This window comes from Streptomyces sp. A0642 (assembly GCF_004795105.1).
Taxonomy (GTDB): Bacteria; Actinomycetota; Actinomycetes; order Streptomycetales; family Streptomycetaceae; genus Streptomyces.
Genome location: NZ_SSBL01000026.1, coordinates 72,870 through 90,809, shown reverse-complemented (window position 1 = coordinate 90,809; position 17,940 = coordinate 72,870). Strand labels below are relative to the sequence as shown.

8 protein-coding genes are annotated in these 17,940 nt (G+C 71.0%); 1 reads left to right on the top strand and 7 read right to left on the bottom strand.

Features of this window, described 5'->3' with window-relative positions; genetic code table 11:
- Positions 1-171: 171 nt before the first annotated feature.
- The 4 genes from glgB to E6R60_RS30595 all read right to left on the bottom strand — a co-directional run bounded on the left by glgB (position 172) and on the right by E6R60_RS30595 (position 8,053).
- Positions 172-2,592: a 1,4-alpha-glucan branching enzyme gene (gene glgB / locus E6R60_RS30610; RefSeq protein WP_136329957.1), complete on the bottom strand. Its 2,421-nt coding sequence runs from the start codon at positions 2,590-2,592 to the stop codon at positions 172-174.
- A 65-nt stretch (positions 2,593-2,657) separates the two neighbouring features.
- Positions 2,658-4,073: a maltokinase gene (locus E6R60_RS30605; RefSeq protein WP_136329956.1), complete on the bottom strand. Its 1,416-nt coding sequence runs from the start codon at positions 4,071-4,073 to the stop codon at positions 2,658-2,660.
- Between the two features lie 237 nt (positions 4,074-4,310).
- On the bottom strand, positions 4,311-6,017 hold the full coding sequence (gene treS, locus E6R60_RS30600; RefSeq protein WP_136329955.1) for a maltose alpha-D-glucosyltransferase: 1,707 nt from the start codon (positions 6,015-6,017) through the stop codon (positions 4,311-4,313).
- The gene (locus E6R60_RS30595; protein WP_136329954.1) at positions 6,014-8,053 is read right to left on the bottom strand and encodes an alpha-1,4-glucan--maltose-1-phosphate maltosyltransferase; all 2,040 of its coding nucleotides are present in this window, start codon (positions 8,051-8,053) and stop codon (positions 6,014-6,016) included. The genes treS and E6R60_RS30595 overlap by 4 nt, the downstream gene beginning before the upstream one ends.
- A gap of 762 nt (positions 8,054-8,815) precedes the next feature.
- Between E6R60_RS30595 and glgP the strand changes: the two genes are divergently transcribed.
- The gene (glgP, locus tag E6R60_RS30590; protein ID WP_206309557.1) at positions 8,816-11,419 is read left to right on the top strand and encodes an alpha-glucan family phosphorylase; all 2,604 of its coding nucleotides are present in this window, start codon (positions 8,816-8,818) and stop codon (positions 11,417-11,419) included.
- 101 nt (positions 11,420-11,520) lie between these two features.
- Here the strand turns inward: glgP and E6R60_RS30585 are convergent, their stop codons facing one another.
- The 3 genes from E6R60_RS30585 to E6R60_RS30575 all read right to left on the bottom strand — a co-directional run bounded on the left by E6R60_RS30585 (position 11,521) and on the right by E6R60_RS30575 (position 17,776).
- Positions 11,521-13,554, bottom strand: coding sequence for a M4 family metallopeptidase (locus E6R60_RS30585; RefSeq protein WP_136329953.1), 2,034 nt, complete (start codon positions 13,552-13,554; stop codon positions 11,521-11,523).
- Positions 13,555-13,985: 431 nt separating this feature from the next.
- The gene (locus tag E6R60_RS30580) at positions 13,986-15,884 is read right to left on the bottom strand and encodes an ABC transporter ATP-binding protein (protein ID WP_136329952.1); all 1,899 of its coding nucleotides are present in this window, start codon (positions 15,882-15,884) and stop codon (positions 13,986-13,988) included.
- Entirely contained in the window at positions 15,881-17,776 is a 1,896-nt protein-coding gene (locus tag E6R60_RS30575) for an ABC transporter ATP-binding protein (protein ID WP_136329951.1), read from the bottom strand. Before E6R60_RS30575 ends, E6R60_RS30580 begins: the two co-directional genes overlap by 4 nt.
- Positions 17,777-17,940 lie beyond the last annotated feature (164 nt).

The window sequence follows — 17,940 nt, the reverse complement described above, 5'->3', positions numbered from 1 at the left end:
TCCGCGTGCACCAGATCGCGGGCCGAGAGCCTCAGCACGACATCGGTCATCTTCCCCACCTCCGGCACACCAGCATCCACGGCGGTCGCGGGGAGCGCAAAGCCCTTTCACCGCCGCGGGGCCGGCGGGGGCGCGTTGCGCCCCCGCCGGCCCCGGTCCGGCGCCGCCCGCTCAGGCCGGCCGCAGCCAGACCGTCGCCAGCGGCGGGAGTGTCAGCGTGATGCTGGTGTCCCTGCCGTGCGCCGCCACCGCCTCGGGCTTCAGCGGTCCCTCGTTGCGTACGTCGCTGCCGCCGTAGCGCAGCTCGTCCGTGTTCACGACCTCCACCCACGCCTCCGGCCCGTCCGGCACCCCGATGCGGTACTCGTGCCGGACCACCGGGGAGAAGTGGGAGACGGCGATCAGCGGTGAGCCCTGCGCGTCGTACCGTACGAACGCGAAGGCGTTGTCCTCCGCGGCGCCGCCGTCGATCCAGCTGAAGCCCTCCGGGGCCGTGTCCCGCTGCCAGAGCGCGGGCGTCGCCCCGTACACCGCGTTCAGATCGCTCACCAGGTTCCGCACGCCTCGGTGGTCGCTCTCCGCCGAGTACGACGGGTCGAGCAGCCACCAGTCCGGTCCGTGCCCCTCCGACCACTCGGCTCCCTGGGCGAACTCCTGCCCCATGAAGAGCAGTTGCTTGCCGGGGTGGGCCCACATGAAGCCGAGATAGGCGCGGTGGTTGGCGCGCTGCTGCCACCAGTCGCCCGGCATCTTGCTGACCAGTGCCTGCTTGCCGTGCACGACCTCGTCGTGCGAGATCGGCAGGACGTAGTTCTCGCTGTACGCGTACACCATCGAGAAGGTCATCTCGTTGTGGTGGTACTTGCGGTGCACCGGCTCCTTCGACACGTACTCCAGCGAGTCGTGCATCCAGCCCATGTTCCACTTCAGCCCGAAGCCGAGACCGCCGAACCCGCCGGGGCCCACATGGTGCGTGGCACGGGTGACGCCGTCCCAGGCGGTGGACTCCTCCGCGATGGTGACGACGCCGGGGTTGCGCCGGTAGACGGTGGCGTTCATCTCCTGGAGGAAGGCCACGGCGTCCGGGTTCTCCCGGCCGCCGTACTCGTTCGGCGACCACTCCCCGTCCTCGCGCGAGTAGTCGAGGTAGAGCATCGAGGCGACCGCGTCGACCCGGAGCCCGTCGATGTGGAACTCCTCGCACCAGTACGTGGCGTTGGCGACCAGGAAGTTGCGCACCTCGGTCCGGCCGTAGTCGAATTCGAGGGTGCCCCAGTCCGGGTGCGCGGCCCGCCGCGGGTCGGCGTGCTCGTACAGCGGGCGGCCGTCGAACTCGGCGAGCGCCCAGTCGTCGCGCGGGAAGTGCGCGGGCACCCAGTCGACGATGACGCCGATCCCCGCGCGGTGCAGCGCGTCCACGAGGAAGCGGAAGTCGTCGGGCGATCCCAGGCGGGACGTCGGAGCGTAGAAGCCCGTGACCTGATAGCCCCAGGAGCCGCCGAAGGGGTGCTCGGAGACGGGCATCATCTCCACATGGGTGAACCCCAGTTCGCGGACGTACGCGGGGAGCTGCTCGGCGAGCTGGCGATATGTCAGCCCCGGCCGCCAGGACGGCAGGTGCACCTCGTAGACGGAGAACGGCGCCTCGTGCACGGGGACGTCCCCGCGGTGCGTCATCCACTCCTCGTCCTGCCAGACGTGGTGCGAGGCCGTCACGACCGAGGCGGTGGACGGCGGGACCTCGGCATGGCGGGCCATCGGGTCGGCGCGCATCGTGTGCGAACCGTCGGGGCGGCAGATGTCGAACTTGTACAGCGCGCCCTCCCCGATCGCCGGCAGGAACAGCTCCCACACCCCGGAGGAGCCGAGCGAACGCATCGGGAACCCGGTGCCGTCCCAGTAGTTGAAGTCCCCGCTGACCCGCACCCCGCGCGCGTTGGGCGCCCACACGGTGAAACGGGTTCCGGCGACGCCCTGGTGCTCCATCGTCCGGGCGCCGAGCGCGGTCCACAGCTCCTCGTGCCGGCCCTCGCTGATCAGGTGCAGATCGAGTTCACCGAGCGCGGGCAGGAAGCGGTACGGATCGTGGATCTCGATCTCGTTGTCGTCGTAGGTCACCAGGAGCCGGTACTCGGGGACCGCGGACATCGGCAGGAGCCCGGAGAAGAACCCGTCGCCGTCGTCGAGCAGCTGGGCCCGCAGCCCCTTGGCGAGCACCGTGACCGAGCGGGCGAACGGACGCAGGGCCCGGAAGACGACCCCGCCGCGGACCTGGTGTGCGCCGAGCAGGTCGTGCGGGGCGTGATGCTCGCCTGCCAGGAGGCGTCCGCGGTCCGCGTCGTCGAGCGGGCCGGCGGGGCGGACCCCCTGGCCGCCCGCGCGGCGCGGGCCCGGAGGGGCCGCCGCCTTCCCGGACCGCTTGGCCGGGGGAGCCGCGGCTGCGGCGGGCGGTGCGTCCGCCTCCACCGGTGCGAGGGTCCCGGTGGCCGGGCCGGCGGCTTCCGCGTGGTCGGCGGGGGCCGAGGAGAGGGTGGCTTCGGTGGTGGACGGAGCGGGCTCGGACCTGTTGCGGGACGGCTTGCGGGCGGTCACAGGGACAGCCTCCTCGGAGGGTGTGGGTGGGGTGGGACGGGCGGAAGCGGGGCGCGCGGGCCGCGCTACGGGAGGGGCGGGCCGGATCTGTCGGCGTCGGCCGCCAGGCGGTGGATCGCGGCCATGGGGACGGGCAGCCAGTCGGGCCGGTGCCGGGCCTCGTACAGCACCTCGTAGACCGCCTTGTCGGTCTCGTGGGCGCGCAGCAGCTCCGGCTCGCCGCGGGGGTCGATGCCCGCGGCCTGTGCGTAGCCGTCGCAGTAGGCGGTCCGGCAGCGCGCCGCCCATGCGGCGTTCCAGGGCCGGTGCGAGCGGGCCGCGTAGTCGAAGGAGCGGAGCATTCCGGCGATGTCGCGCACCGGTGACTGCGGGCTGCGGCGCTCCGGGAGCGGGCGGGCCGGTTCGCCCTCGAAGTCGATCAGTGACCAGAAACCGTCGGTGTCGCGCAGCGTCTGGCCGAGGTGGAGGTCGCCGTGCACCCGCTGGGCGGCCCAGCCGAGGCCCCGCCTGCCCATGACCCTCACGGCGTCGAAGGCCGCGCGCAGCCCGGGGACGTACGGCACCAGCTCGGGTACCGCCTGGGCGGCCGATTCCAGGCGCCGCACCATGGCGGCGGCCAGTTCCTCGGTCTCGGTGCGGCCCAGGGGCGGTGTGGGCAGCGCGACCGCGAGCGCGGTGTGCACTTCGGCGGTGGCCCGGCCCAGGGCATGGGCCTCCTGCGTGAAGTCGTGCCCGGCCGCCAGCGCGCGCAGGGCGAGCTGCCAGCCGTCCTGGGCACCCCGCAGGTACGGCTGGAGTACGCCGAGCGTGAGGCGTTCGGGCACGGCGGCCTCGAACCACGCGACCGGTGCGGGCACGCGCCCGCACCCCTCGCGGGAGAGCGCGAGCGGCAGCTCCAGATCGGGGTTGGTCCCGGGGAAGACCCGGCGGAAGATCTTGAGGATGTAGGAGTCGCCGTACACGAGCGAGGAGTTGGACTGCTCGGTGTCCAGCACCCGGGGGGCCAGGCCGGCGGCGACCGGCTCCGGACCCCGGCCGAAACGCAGGCCGCCGAGACGGCCCGGCGTGCGCAGTCGCTCCAGCAGCAGCGCGGCGAGACGGGGGTCGTGCAGTCCGTCGTAGACGGTGCGGCCCGCCAGCGGTCCGTCCGCCACATGGCCGATGAGGGCGGGCGCCAGGGGCGGGGGCAGGGTGGAGCGTACGCCGAGCAGCAGCTGGTAGCAGTCCGGTGGTGGCTGGTCCGCCATCGTGGGCTGATGGGCCCTCACCAGAAGGTGCAGGAGCCCGGGACCGGTATCGGCCGCGCCGGAGTCCACGGGCAGTATCTCGGTCGCCGACACGAGCGAGAAGGCGGCGATGGGCCGCCCCTTGCCCGCGAACCACCGCTGCCGGGGCAGCCATTCGTGCAGCAGCGGTCCGAGAGACGGGAGCAGGGCTGTGCTGTTCGCCAGGGTGACCTGAGCGGATGCAGTCTCCGACATGGCATCGCGTCCTTTCCCCGGGCACACCACAGGATGCGAAGAGTGTCCCGGATTGCGGCTTTAGCTGTCCGGCTGTGCGGGACGTGTCGGGTCAGGATGGTCCGTACGGACTCGACTCGGGTGATCGAAACGCCAGGAAGATCCAAGAAGGCCACGGAAGCACTCGATATGGGGGAGAGTGCCCCGTGCGGGGCGGAGGAAACCGCCCCGCCGGTAAGGCCGCGAGCCCTCCCCGCATCAGCTCGGCGGTGCGTCCTTGCGCAGCCGGAACCAGTAGAAGCCGTGTCCCGCGAGAGTCAGCAGGTAGGGCCACTGACCGATGGCGGGGAAGCGCACCCCGCCGATCAGCTCCACCGGATGACGCCCGTTGAAGGACCTCAGATCGAGTTCCGTCGGCTGTGCGAACCGCGAGAAGTTGTGCACGCACAGCACGAGATCGTCCCCGTGCTCACGGGTGAAGGCGAGCACGGCGGGGTTGGAGGACGGCAGCTCGTTGTAGGAGCCGAGGCCGAACGCCGGGTTCTGTTTGCGGATTTCGATCATCCGCCGCGTCCAGTGCAGCAGCGACGACGGTGAGGCCATCGACGCCTCGACGTTGGTGACCTGGTAGCCGTAGACCGGATCCATGATCGTGGGGAGGTACAGCCGCCCCGGATCGCTGGAGGAGAAGCCGGCGTTGCGGTCGGGCGTCCACTGCATCGGGGTGCGTACGGCGTCCCGGTCGCCCAGCCAGATGTTGTCGCCCATCCCGATCTCGTCCCCGTAGTAGAGGATCGGGGAGCCGGGCAGCGACAGCAGCAGCGCGGTGAACAGCTCGATCTGGTTGCGGTCGTTGTCCAGGAGCGGCGCCAGCCGGCGGCGGATGCCGATGTTGGCCCGCATCCGCGGGTCCTTGGCGTACTCCGCGTACATGTAGTCGCGTTCTTCGTCCGTGACCATCTCGAGCGTCAGCTCGTCGTGGTTGCGCAGGAAGATGCCCCACTGGCAGCCCGACGGGATCGCCGGTGTCTTGGCCAGGATTTCCGAGACCGGGTAGCGGCTCTCGCGCCGGACGGCCATGAAGATCCGCGGCATCACCGGGAAGTGGAACGCCATGTGGCACTCGTCGCCGCCGGACTGGTAGTCGCCGAAGTAGTCGACGACGTCCTCGGGCCACTGGTTGGCCTCGGCGAGCAGCACCGTGTCGGGGTAGTTGGCGTCGATCTCCTTGCGGACCCGCTTGAGGAAGCCGTGGGTCTCCGGGAGGTTCTCGCAGTTGGTGCCCTCCCGCTGGTAGAGGTAGGGCACGGCGTCGACGCGGAAGCCGTCGATGCCGAGGTCCAGCCAGAAGCGCAGCGCGGAGATGATCTCCTCCTGCACCGCCGGGTTCTCGTAGTTGAGATCGGGCTGGTGCGAGAAGAACCGGTGCCAGTAGTACTGCTTGCGCACCGGATCGAAGGTCCAGTTGGACGTCTCCGTGTCGACGAAGATGATCCGGGCGTCCTGGAACTGCTTGTCGTCGTCGGCCCAGACGTAGTAGTCGCCGTACGGACCGTCGGGGTCGGTACGGGACTGCTGGAACCAGTCGTGCTGGTCGCTGGTGTGATTCATGACGAAGTCGATGATCACGCGCATGCCGCGCTGGTGCGCGGCGTCGACGAACTCGACGAAGTCGGCGAGATCCCCGAATTCGGGCAGCACGGCGGTGTAGTCGGACACGTCGTAACCGCCGTCGCGCAGCGGCGACTTGAAGAACGGCGGCAGCCAGAGGCAGTCGACGCCCAGCCACTGCAGATAGTCCAGCTTGGCGGTGATCCCCTTCAGATCTCCGATGCCGTCGCCGTTGGAGTCCTGGAAGGACCGGACGAGGACCTCGTAGAAGACGGCGCGCTTGAACCAGTCGGGATCGCGGTCCTTGGCCGGGGTGTCCTCGAAGAGGTCGTGGACGGGCTCATTGACGATCATGGTGTGGGTGACCCTCCGGTCGGCGGGGACGGTCGCAGGACCGCGATGTGCGCGGGCGTGACGCCCGGCTCGAGACGCACATAGAAGGTCCTGCCCCAGTGATAGGAATGGCCGGTGAGCTCGTCGCGCACCGGCACGCTCTCGTGCCGGTCGAGGCCGAGGTGCGGCATGTCCAACGAGACGGTCGCCTCCTGGGTGTGGTGCGGGTCGAGGTTGACGACCGTCAGAACGATGTTCGAACCGGAGCGCTTGCTGTACACGATCAGGGCGTCGTTGTCGGACGAGTGGAAGTGCACGTCACGCAGCTGCTGCAGCGCCGGGTGACGGCGCCTGATCCGGTTGAGTGTGGTGATGAGCGGGGCCAGCGACCGGCCCTCGCGCTCGGCGGCTTCCCAGTCCCTGGGCCGGATCTCGTACTTCTCCGAGTCGAGGTACTCCTCACTGCCGTTGCGGACCGGGGTGTTCTCGCACAGCTCGAACCCCGCGTACACCCCCCAGGACGGGGAGAGGGTCGCCGCGAGCACCGCCCGTGCCTCGAAAGCCGGCCTGCCGCCCTCCTGGAGGTAACCGGGAAGGATGTCGGGGGTGTTCACGAAGAAATTGGGCCTCATGACGGAGGCCGACTCACCGGCCAGCTCGGTCACGTACTCCGTGATTTCCTGACGGCTGTTGCGCCAGGTGAAGTAGGTGTACGACTGCTGGAATCCGACCGTCGCCAGGGCGCGCATCATGGCGGGGCGGGTGAACGCCTCGGCCAGGAAGATGACGTCGGGGTCGGTGCCGTTGATCTCGGCGATCACCTTTTCCCAGAAGATCACCGGCTTGGTGTGCGGATTGTCGACCCGGAAGATGCGTACGCCGCGATCCATCCAGAAGCGCAGGATGCGTACGGTCTCCGTGACCAGGCCCCGGAGATCCTTGTCGAAGGCGATCGGATAGATGTCCTGGTATTTCTTCGGAGGATTCTCCGCATAGGCGATGGTGCCGTCCGCCCGGTGATGGAACCACTCGGGATGCTTCTCCACCCAGGGGTGGTCCGGCGAGCACTGGAGGGCGAAGTCCAGCGCGATCTCCATGCGCAGGTTGCGGGCCGCCTCGACGAAATGGTCGAAGTCCTCCAGCGTGCCGAGATCCGGGTGGACCGCGTCATGACCACCCTCGGGTGAGCCGATCGCCCACGGCACGCCCACGTCGTGCGGGTCGGGGGAGAGCGAGTTGTTGCGGCCCTTGCGGTGGGTGGTGCCGATGGGGTGGATGGGCGGGAGGTAGACCACGTCGAACCCCATGGCGGCGACCGCGGGCAGCCGTTCGGCCGCCGTGCGGAACGTGCCGCTGATGATCCGGGGCGGCTGCGGGGCCGTGTCGGTGCCGGCCGTACGGCCCTTGCGGGGCGTCTTCGCCGGTTCGACCCTGGCCCCCTCGGAGCGGGGGAACAGCTCGTACCAGGAGCCGAACAGCGCGCGCCGGCGCTCGACGACGAGCGGGTGCGGCCGGGAGGCGGTGACCAGTTCGCGCAGGGGGTGACGGGCCAGCGCGGCGGCCGCCTCCGGGGCGAGTGCCCCGGCCAGCCGGGCGGCGGCCGGCCGGGACTCGTCGCGCAGGGCGTCGACCGCGGCCAGCACCGCCTCACGCCCGTCACGCTTCGGCACGCCCCCGGCGGCCCGCTCGAACAGCTCGGCGCCCTCGGCCAGGACGAGCGCGGTGTCGATCCCCGCCGGGATCTTGATCTTCGCCGCGTGGAGCCAGGTGGCGACCGGGTCGCTCCAGGCCTCGACCTTGTACGTCCAGCGGCCCTCGGCGTCCGGGGTCACGTCGGCGCCCCAGCGGTCGGTGCCGGGGGCGAGCTCGCGCATCGGCGTCCAGGGTCCGGGGCGGCCGCTCGGGCTGCGCAGGACGACGTTGGCCGCCACCGCGTCATGGCCCTCTCGGAAGACGGTCGCGGTGACCTGGAAGGTTTCGCCGGCGACGGCCTTGGCGGGCCTTCTGCCGCAGTCGACGAGCGGACGGACGTCGAGGACGGGAATGCGACCGATCATGGAATCACCTGGGGACTGGAGCTCGGACTCGGCAAGGCGCGAAGGGGGCGGAGAGGGAGGGACGCGTGCGCCGCGACAGTGGGGTTCGGTCCTTTCTAGCTGCTCGGTCGGTGACTGATGGGGTGTGGGCATGGCCGCTCCTGTCCGCGTTCACTCGAATGGCACTCGAATGGAGGAGGTGGACGGTCGGGTGCACGGGCGTGGACCGAATGCGTGGGTCGCCGGGGCGATTGCATACGAACGAAGAGCGGATCGCCGGTGGACAGGGGATGAATCGTGCGCGGGGCGGTTACGGATCGCCTTCAGCTCTCATCCGAATGCATTCGTTCCGGTACCGGAGAAGCCTTCCCACGGATCTCGGTGGGCCAATCCGGTGGTGTGTTAACTACTCGGGCGTATCTGTGACGTTCCGAATGCGCCCGGCTCCGCCGCGCGTGCGCGGGATTGCGCGGAGCCGGCGCACGCGGGGCGGTACGGGCGCCACACGGCAGCTTTCCCTGTGACGCCTACCCCCACAAGGCCGCATGAGGGCAGGGAATCGGCCATAACGCCTGTGACGGATGTGCCTGGATCTGCGGGTGGTGCGGGATGGACGAGAGATGCCGGCGGCGGGAGCGGCCGGACCGTCAGGGGTCGCACACCCCGGCCGGTCATGCGCCGTGGTCCCGGCAGGCCGCGTACCACTACCGTCGAGGGTGATGGAGCGGCGCACACAGCGGTGCGTCCGCCCGGATTCGTGGGTCCCCTGTAAAGGTGGAATACGTGAAGGCCATTCGTCGGTTCACCGTGCGTCCCGTCCTCCCCGATCCCCTGCAACCGCTCAGCGACCTCGCGCGCAACCTGCGCTGGTCCTGGCATACCGAGACCCGAGAGCTCTTCCAGGCCGTCGACCCGGTGGCCGGCCGGACGGCGGAGTGCGACCCCGTGCGCATGCTCGGCGCCGTGTCCGCCGGACGCCTCGCCGAGCTGGCCGGGGACGAGCAGTTCCTGCGCCGGCTCACCGAGGTGTCCGCCGACCTCCGGGAGTACCTGGAGGGCCCCCGGTGGTACCAGGAGCAGCGCGCCCAGGGCGACGGGCTCCCCGCCGCCATCGCCTACTTCTCGCCCGAGTTCGGCGTCACGGCGGCCCTGCCCCAGTACTCCGGCGGACTCGGCATCCTCGCCGGAGACCATCTGAAGGCCGCCAGCGACCTGGGCGTCCCCCTCGTCGGCGTGGGCCTGCTCTACCGCCACGGCTACTTCCGCCAGAGCCTCTCGCGCGACGGCTGGCAGCAGGAGCGCTATCCCGTCCTCGACCCGAACGAACTCCCGGTCACGCTCCTGCGCGAGGCCGACGGGACACCCAGCCAGGTCGTCCTGGCCCTTCCCGGCGGCCGCTCGCTGCACGCCCAGATCTGGCAGGCCCAGGTCGGCCGGGTGCCGCTGCTGATGCTCGACTCCGACGTCGAGGACAACGCCCCCCTCGAACGCGAGGTCACCGACCGGCTCTACGGCGGCGGCAGCGAACACCGGCTGCTCCAGGAGATGCTGCTGGGCATCGGCGGGGTGCGCGCGGTGCGGACCTACTGCCGGCTCACCGGCCACCCGGCCCCCGAGGTCTTCCACACCAACGAGGGCCACGCCGGCTTCCTCGGACTCGAACGCATCCGGGAGCTCTCCGGAACCGGCCTCGACTTCGACGCCGCGGTGGAGTCCGTCCGCGCCGGTACCGTCTTCACCACCCACACGCCCGTCCCCGCCGGCATCGACCGCTTCGACCGCGACCTGGTCGCCCGCCACTTCGGCGACGACGGCGAACTGCCCGGCGTGCCGGCCGACCGCATCCTGCACCTGGGCATGGAGACCTACGCGGGCGGCGATCCGGGCGTCTTCAACATGGCGGTCATGGGGCTCCGGCTCGCCCAGCGCGCCAACGGGGTCTCCACCCTGCACGGCGCCGTCAGCCGGGAGATGTTCGCCGGGCTCTGGCCGGGCTTCGACGCCCCCGAGGTGCCGATCACCTCCGTGACCAACGGGGTCCACGCACCCACCTGGGTCGCCCCCGAGGTCTACCGGCTGCGCGCCGAGTCCGGCGGTACCCCCGGCCGGTGGGACTCCGTCGCGCGGATCCCCGACCGGCAGCTCTGGGACCTGCGCCGCACCCTGCGCGAACAGCTGGTCACCGAGGTGCGCCGGCGGCTGCACGACTCGTGGCGCAACCGAGGCGCCGAGCCCGCCGAACTCGGCTGGATCGACGGGGTGCTGGACCCCGGCGTGCTGACCATCGGCTTCGCCCGCAGGGTGCCCTCGTACAAGCGCCTGACCCTCATGCTGCGCGACCGGGACCGGCTGCGGCGGCTGCTCCTGCATCCGGAGCGCCCGATCCAGATCGTCGTCGCGGGCAAGGCGCATCCGGCCGACGACGGCGGGAAACGGCTGGTCCAGGAGCTGGTCCGGTTCGCCGACGACCCCCGGGTGCGCCACCGCATCGTCTTCCTGCCCGACTACGGGATGGCGATGGCGCAGAAGCTCTACCCGGGCTGCGATGTCTGGCTGAACAACCCGCTGCGCCCGCTGGAGGCCTGCGGTACGAGCGGGATGAAGGCCGCGCTCAACGGCGGCCTCAACCTGTCCGTCCTGGACGGCTGGTGGGACGAGTGGTTCGAGCCGGACTTCGGCTGGGCCATCCCCACCGCCGACGGCTCCGCGCTGGACGAGGACCGGCGCGACGACCTGGAGGCGGGCGCCCTCTACGAGCTGATCGAGGACCGGGTCGCCCCGCGCTTCTACGACCAGGGGGAGGAGGGGCTTCCCGGGCGCTGGATCGAGATGGTCCGCCGCACCCTGGGCACGCTGGGCCCCAAGGTCCTCGCCGACCGGATGGTCCGGGAGTACGTGGAGCGGCTGTACGCCCCCGCGGCGCAGGCCCGGCGCACCCTGGACCCCGCCGCGGCACAGGAACTCGCGGGCTGGAAGGCCAAGGTCCGGGCGGCCTGGCCGCGCGTGGCCGTCGACCATGTCGAGGCGGTGACGCCGACCGGCGCCGGCAGCTCGGCGGAACTGGGCTCGACCCTCGCGCTGCGGGTCCGGATCACGCTCGGGGTGCTGGAGCCGGACGACGTGGAGGTGCAGGCGGTGGCCGGGCGCGTGGACTCCGCCGACGCGATCTCGGACGCCCAGGTGTTCCCGCTGAAGCCGGCGGGCGGCCAGGATCTGGAGGGCCGCTGGCTGTACGACGGCCCGCTCGCCCTGGACCGCACCGGTCCGTACGGCTACACCGTGCGGGTGCTGCCGTCCCACCGGCTGCTGGCCACCGGCGCCGAACTCGGCCTGGTCGCCCAGCCGACGGAGGCGACGGGCGAGGGCGCGGGCGTCCTGATGCGCTGAACCGGCCCTGAGCCGCGCCGAATCGCACGCAGCCGCCCGGGAGGAGTGATCTCCTCCCGGGCGGCTGCCGTATCAGTCGTGCGTCGGGCGGCGGTGCCGGTTCAGAAGGTCAGCTTGAAGCTGTTGATCTTGCCGGTGTCGCCCGAGTAGACGTCCTGGACCTTGAGCTTCCAGGTGCCGTTCGCCACCTCCGAGGAGGCGTTGACGGTGTACGTCGTCTGCACGTTGTCCGCCGAGTCGCTCGACGAGGAGTTCTTCAGCCGGTAGGCGGTGCCGTCCGGGGCGACGAGGTCGATGACCAGGTCACCGCGGTAGGTGTGGGTGATGTCCACGCCGACCTTGAGGGTGCTGGGGGCGTTGCCCGTGCGGCCCGTGACGTTGACCGAGCTGGTGACGGCCGAGCCGCTGTCCGGGATGGCCACGGCGGTGGTGTTCTCGAAGACCGTGCCGCCCGGGTCGGTGCCGCCGCCGGGGCGCGAGCCGACGTTGATGCCGGCCCAGGCGTCGGCGACGGACTTGTACTCGGCGCTGGTCGTGCCGTACAGCTCACCGGCCGCGGCGAGCGTGCCCGTGCGGGCGGCGGCGTAGTTGGTCGTGGAGGTGAACTTGGTGGTGAGCGCCTTGAACCAGATCAGCGCGGCCTTGTCGCGGCCGATGCCGGTCACCGGCAGGCCGTCGGAGGTCGGGGAGTTGTAGGAGACGCCGTTGATGGTCTTGGCGCCGCTGCCTTCCGAGAGAAGGTAGAAGAAGTGGTTGGCCGGGCCCGACGAGTAGTGGACGTCGATGCTCCCGATGCCCGAGTACCAGGAGTCCTTCGAGCCGCCGTCCCTGCTCGGCTTGTCCTGGTAGCGCAGCGGGGTGCCGTCGCCGTTGATGTCGATCTTCTCACCGATGAGGTAGTCGCCCTTGTCGGTGGTGTTGTTCGCGTAGAACTCCACGGCGGTGGCGAAGATGTCGCTGGTCGCCTCGTTGAGGCCACCGGACTCACCGCTGTAGTTCAGGTCGGCGGTGTTGGAGGTGACGCCGTGCGTCATCTCGTGCGCGGCCACGTCCAGCGAGGTCAGCGGGGAGGCGTTGCCGCTGCCGTCGCCGTAGGTCATGCAGAAGCAGCTGTCGTCCCAGAAGGCGTTGACGTAGCTGTTGCCGTAGTGGACGCGGGAGTACGCGCCGACGCCGTCGCCCTTGATGCCGGTCCGGCCGTGGACGTTCTTGTAGTAGTCCCAGGTCTCGGCCGCACCGTAGTGGGCGTCCGCCGCCGCGGTCTCCGCGTTCGAGGCGAGGCCGTTGCCCCAGACGTCGTCGGAGCCGGAGAAGAGGGTGCCCGTACCGGACGTACCGTGGTTCAGGTTGTACGTCTTGTGGTTGCCGCGGGCGGTGTCGGTCAGGTTGTACGACCCCGAGGTGCCGAGGGTGACCTGGCCGCTGTACTCGGTGTTGCCGACGCCGTTCTCGATGGCCTGCCACTCGTAGAGCTTCGCGCCGGAGGTGGCGTCGGTGATGACGTGCAGGGCGTTCGGGGTGCCGTCCTCCTGGAGTCCGCCGACCACGGTCTCGTAGGCGAGCTGCGGTGTGCCCGAGGCCATCCAGACGACCTTGCGGGGCGCCTTGTCGGCCGCGGTCCGGGAGGAGCCGTCCGCCTTGGCGAGGCCGACGGCCTGCTTCGCGGCGATCGCGGGGGCCACGGACGCCTTCAGGTCGACGGCCTTGAGCTGCGCCGAGCTGGTCTTGGACGCCTTGGTGACGCTCTGCGTCGCGCCGGCCTTCGACTCCTGGACGACCAGGTCGCCGCCGAGGACGGGAAGCCCGCCGAAGGTGCGCTCGTAACGCGTGTGCGTGGTGCCGTCGACGTCCTGGACGACGTCCTTGACGACGAGCTTCTCCTGCGAGCCGAGCCCCAGCTTCTTGGCCGTGGCCGCCGTGCCGGCGCTCGCCTGACGTATCAGCTCCGCCCGCTGCGAGGGCGAGAGCTGCTTGGCCAGCGCGCCGGGCCGGGCCTTGGACGCGGTGGCGGTGGCTCCGGCCGTGCCGCCGGGGGTCGCGGTGGCCGTTCCGGTCTGGACTCCTACGGCGAGGAGAGCGGCTGCGGCTATCAGAGCGCCGGTCGCGGTGGTACGACGGCTGAGCGTGGATCTCACGCGGACTCCTTCTGCGAGGGGGGTTACCGGCGGCTGGGTGAGCCGTCCGGGCAGAGCAAGCAGTGCGCAGAACGGGGTGAACAGTGCCAGCAGAAGGCGTTGCGTGTCAGGACCGCGTCAACAAGTTGGCCGGAATTCGTCCGTTGCCGTAATGGTCATGTTCGTTAAGCGGACGTTTCGCCGATCTTCCCCGGGATGTCACCCGGGGGCGCGGATGCCTGAACGTGCAGAGGGCGTTGAGGTTCGGCCCGAATATGACCTGTTCGAAAACAATATGAAGAACCGGGAAGTTCCCACCTGTCGAGACGGCAGCGAACGTGGCGCGTTCCGCGCGCTCCCGCCCGCCCTTCAGGCCAGGTCCTCCCGCGCGCGCCCCTCGGCCGGGGCTCCCGCTCGCCGCCCCGAGGCCCCGGCTTCCGCTTGCGCGCCCCTCAGGCCAGGCTCTCCCGCCAGGCCCGGTGCAGGCCGGCGAAGCGGCCCGGCCCGCCGATGAGTTCGGCGGGGGCGCCGTCCTCCACGATCCGGCCGTGCTCCATCACCAGGACCCGGTCCGCGATCTCCACGGTCGACAGCCGGTGGGCGATGACCACCGCGGTGCGGCCGTGCAGCACGGTGTCCATCGCCCGCTGCACCGCCCGTTCGCCCGGGATGTCCAGGGAGCTCGTCGCCTCGTCGAGGATCAGGACCGCCGGATCGGCGAGCAGGGCGCGGGCGAACGCGACCAGCTGGCGCTGACCCGCCGAGATCCGGCCGCCCCGCTTGCGTACGTCCGTGTCGTACCCGTCGGGCAGACCGGCGATGAAGTCATGGGCGCCGATCGCCTTGGCGGCCTGCTCGATCTCCGCACGGGTCGCGTCCGGGCTGCCGATCGCGATGTTCTCCGCGACCGTGCCGGAGAACAGGAACGCCTCCTGGGTCACCATGACCACTCCGCGCCGCAGTTCGGGCGTGGCCAGGTCGCGCAGATCGACGCCGTCCAGCAGGACCCGGCCCTCGGTCGGGTCGTAGAAGCGGGCCAGCAGCTTGGCCAGCGTGGACTTCCCCGCGCCCGTGGAACCGACCACCGCGACCGTCTGGCCGGCGGGCACGGTCAGGTCGAAGCGGGGCAGCACCTCACCGCCCGTGCGGTACGCGAAACGGACCGCGTCGAAGACGACCTCGCGGCCCGGGTGGCCGCCCGTGAGCGGTGGCAGCTCCCGAGGCTCCAGGGCGTCGGGGACGGTGGGCGTCTGGGCCAGCAGCCCCGCGATCTTCTCCAGCGAGGCCGCCGCCGACTGGTAGGAGTTGAGGAACATGCTGAGCCGGTCGATCGGGTCGTACAGCCGCCGCAGATACAGGACCACCGCGGCCAGCACCCCGAGGGCCAGGCTTCCCGAGGCGACGCGGTAGGCGCCCCACAGGACGATTCCGGCCACGGCGGTGTTGGCGACGAGCCGGGACCCGACGACGTACCGCGCGTTCTCCAGCATCGCGTCGCCGTTCGTGCGCCGGTGTTCCTCGTTCAGCCCCCGGAAGACCTCGTCGTTGACGGCTTCGCGGCGGAAGGCCCGGACGGGACGGATCCCGTTCATCGTCTCCGCGAACTTCACGATGACCCCGGCGATCGCCGTCGACCGCGACGCGAAGATCACCGCGGCCCGGCGCCGGTAGAGCCGCACCAGCAGATACAGCGGCACGAAGGACAGCACGGCGGCGGCCCCCGTGGCGACATCCAGCCAGAGCAGCGTCAGGGAGATGGTGACGAAGGAGAGGACGACCCCGATCAGCTCCTGGAGACCCTCGCTGAGCAGTTCCCGCAGTGACTCGACATCCGTGGTGGAGCGGGAGATCAGCCGCCCGGAGGTGTACCGCTCGTGGAAGTCCACGCTCAGCGCCTGCGCATGGCGGAAGATCCGGCCGCGCAGATCGAGCAGCACGTCCTGGTTGACCCGTGCGGAGGCCCGGATGAAGGCGTACTGCATGGCGCCCGCGCCGGCCGAGCAGAGCGCGTAGCCGAGGGCGACCGCGATCAGCGGCCCGTAGTCCTCGTCCCGGAAGGCGGGCACCCCGCTGTCGATGGCGTACGCCACGAGCAGCGGGCCGGCCTGGACCGCGGCCTGCTGGATCAGCAGGAGCAGCGCGGCCACCACGACGCGGCCCCGCATCGGCCGCAGCAGCGAGACGAGAAGGGCGCGCGTGGCGCCGCGCGGGGTGGGCAGGTCGTCGCGGTCGAAGGGATCGCCGGCGCGTCCGGGGGGCGCGTCGGCCGCCGGGCCCGGGTCCGCCTCCGGGTGCCCGTTCTCCTCGTCGTCGCCCGGCTCGACGGGCCGCCCGGTCGTGGTGCTGGTCATCGGGTGCTGCTCTCCTCGGCAGGGGCGCGCACGCCCGCAAGGTCGTCGGCCGTCGTATCCGCGGGGGAGTCCCCGCCGTCCGTCACGTCCGCGGGCATGCCGGTGGGCTCCCCGCCACCCGTCACCCCCGCGCCGGACATCAGCCAGGCGTACTCGGCGTTGCTGCGCAGCAGTTCCTGGTGGGTGCCGACCGCGCTGATCCGGCCCTCCGAGAGCAGGGCCACCCGGTCGGCGAGCATCACGGTGGACGGCCGGTGCGCGACCACGATCGCGGTGGTCTCCTCCAGCACCCGCCGCAGCGCCGCCTCCACCAGCGTCTCCGTGTGCACGTCCAGCGCGGAGAGCGGGTCGTCGAGGACCAGGAAGCGCGGCCGCCCGACGACCGCCCTGGCCAGCGCGAGACGCTGGCGCTGGCCACCGGAGAGGCTGAGGCCCTGCTCGCCGACCTGGGTGTCGATGCCGTGCGGCAGGTCGTGGACGAAGTCGGCCTGCGCGACCGAGAGGGCCCGCCGCAACTCCTCCTCGCCCGCCTCCCCGGCGCCCATCAGCACGTTCTCCCCGACGCTCGCCGAGAAGAGCGTCGGTTCCTCGAACGCCACCGAGACCAGCTCGCGCAGCCGTTCGCGCGGCATGGCGGTGATGTCCTCCCCGTCCAGCGTGATCCGGCCCGACGTGGCGTCGTGCAGCCGGGGCACGAGCGCGGTGAGCGTGGTCTTTCCGGATCCCGTGGCCCCGACCAGGGCCATCGTCTCGCCCGGCCGGATCCGCAGATCGATCCGGGCCAGGACGGGCGCGGAGTCCTCCTCCGCGTCCGGGTAGCGGAACCCGACACCCTCGAAGACCATCCCGCCGGCCTCCGGAAGGTCACCGGCCTCCCGCCCGGCCACGGCGGTGTCAGCCTCCTCCGCCACGTCCATCACCTCGAAGAACCGCTCCGTCGCGGTCGCCGACTCCTGGCTCATCGCCAGCAGGAACCCGATCGACTCGACCGGCCACCGCAGCGCCAGCGCCGTGGAGAGGAAGGCGACCAGGGTGCCCGCCGAGAGCCCGCCGTCCGCGACCTCGATGGTGCCGAGCACCAGGGCCGCCCCGATCGCGAGTTCGGGAATCGTCGTGATGAGCGCCCAGATGCCCGCGAGGAGCCGTGCCTTGAGGAGCTCCGTGGTGCGCAGCCGCTCGGAGAGCGCCCGGAAGGCGAGGGCCTGGCTGCGGTGCCGCCCGAAACCCTTGATGATGCGGATGCCGAGCACGCTCTCCTCGACCACCGTCGTCAGATCGCCCACCTGGTCCTGCGCTTTGCGCGCCACCACCGAGTACTTCGTCTCGAAGACCGAGCAGATGACCACCAGTGGCACGACGGGGGCGAGCAGCACCAGGCCGAGCGTCCACTCCTGGAGCAGCAGGATCACGAAACCGATCAGGATCGTGGTCGCGTTGACCAGCAGGAAGGTCAGGGGGAACGCCAGGAACATGCGCAGCAGCATCAGATCCGTGGTGCCGCGCGACAGCAACTGGCCCGAGGACCAGCGGTCGTGGAAGGCCACCGGCAGCCGTTGCAGATGCCGGTAGAGATCGGCCCGCATCGACGCCTCGACGCCGGCCAGCGGACGCGCCACCAGCCATCGCCGCACCCCGAACAGAACCGCCTCGGCGATCCCCAGCACCAGCAGGAACAGGGCACCGAGCCAGACACCGCCCGGGTCCTGACGGGCCACCGGTCCGTCGACGATCCACTTCAGTACGAGCGGGATCACCAGGCCGAGGCACGAGGCGACGATCGCGATGAGGGCGGCGCCGAACAGACGGGTGCGCACCGGCTTCACATACGGCCACAGCCGCAGCAGCGTCTGCGCGGCGGACCGGTCCTTGGGCTCTGCATGTTCTTCGGGCATCAGGGGCGAGCCTACGTTTCACCACTGACATCGCTCACGTGCTTTTCCTCGTCCGCACGGACTTGACGGAAAGCGGACCGCACCGGATACGGGTCCGAGCACGGGGGAGGGGCGGGCGCGCACAGGTACGCAGCACCTTGGCCGAGGTCCGACGCGCCTTCCGC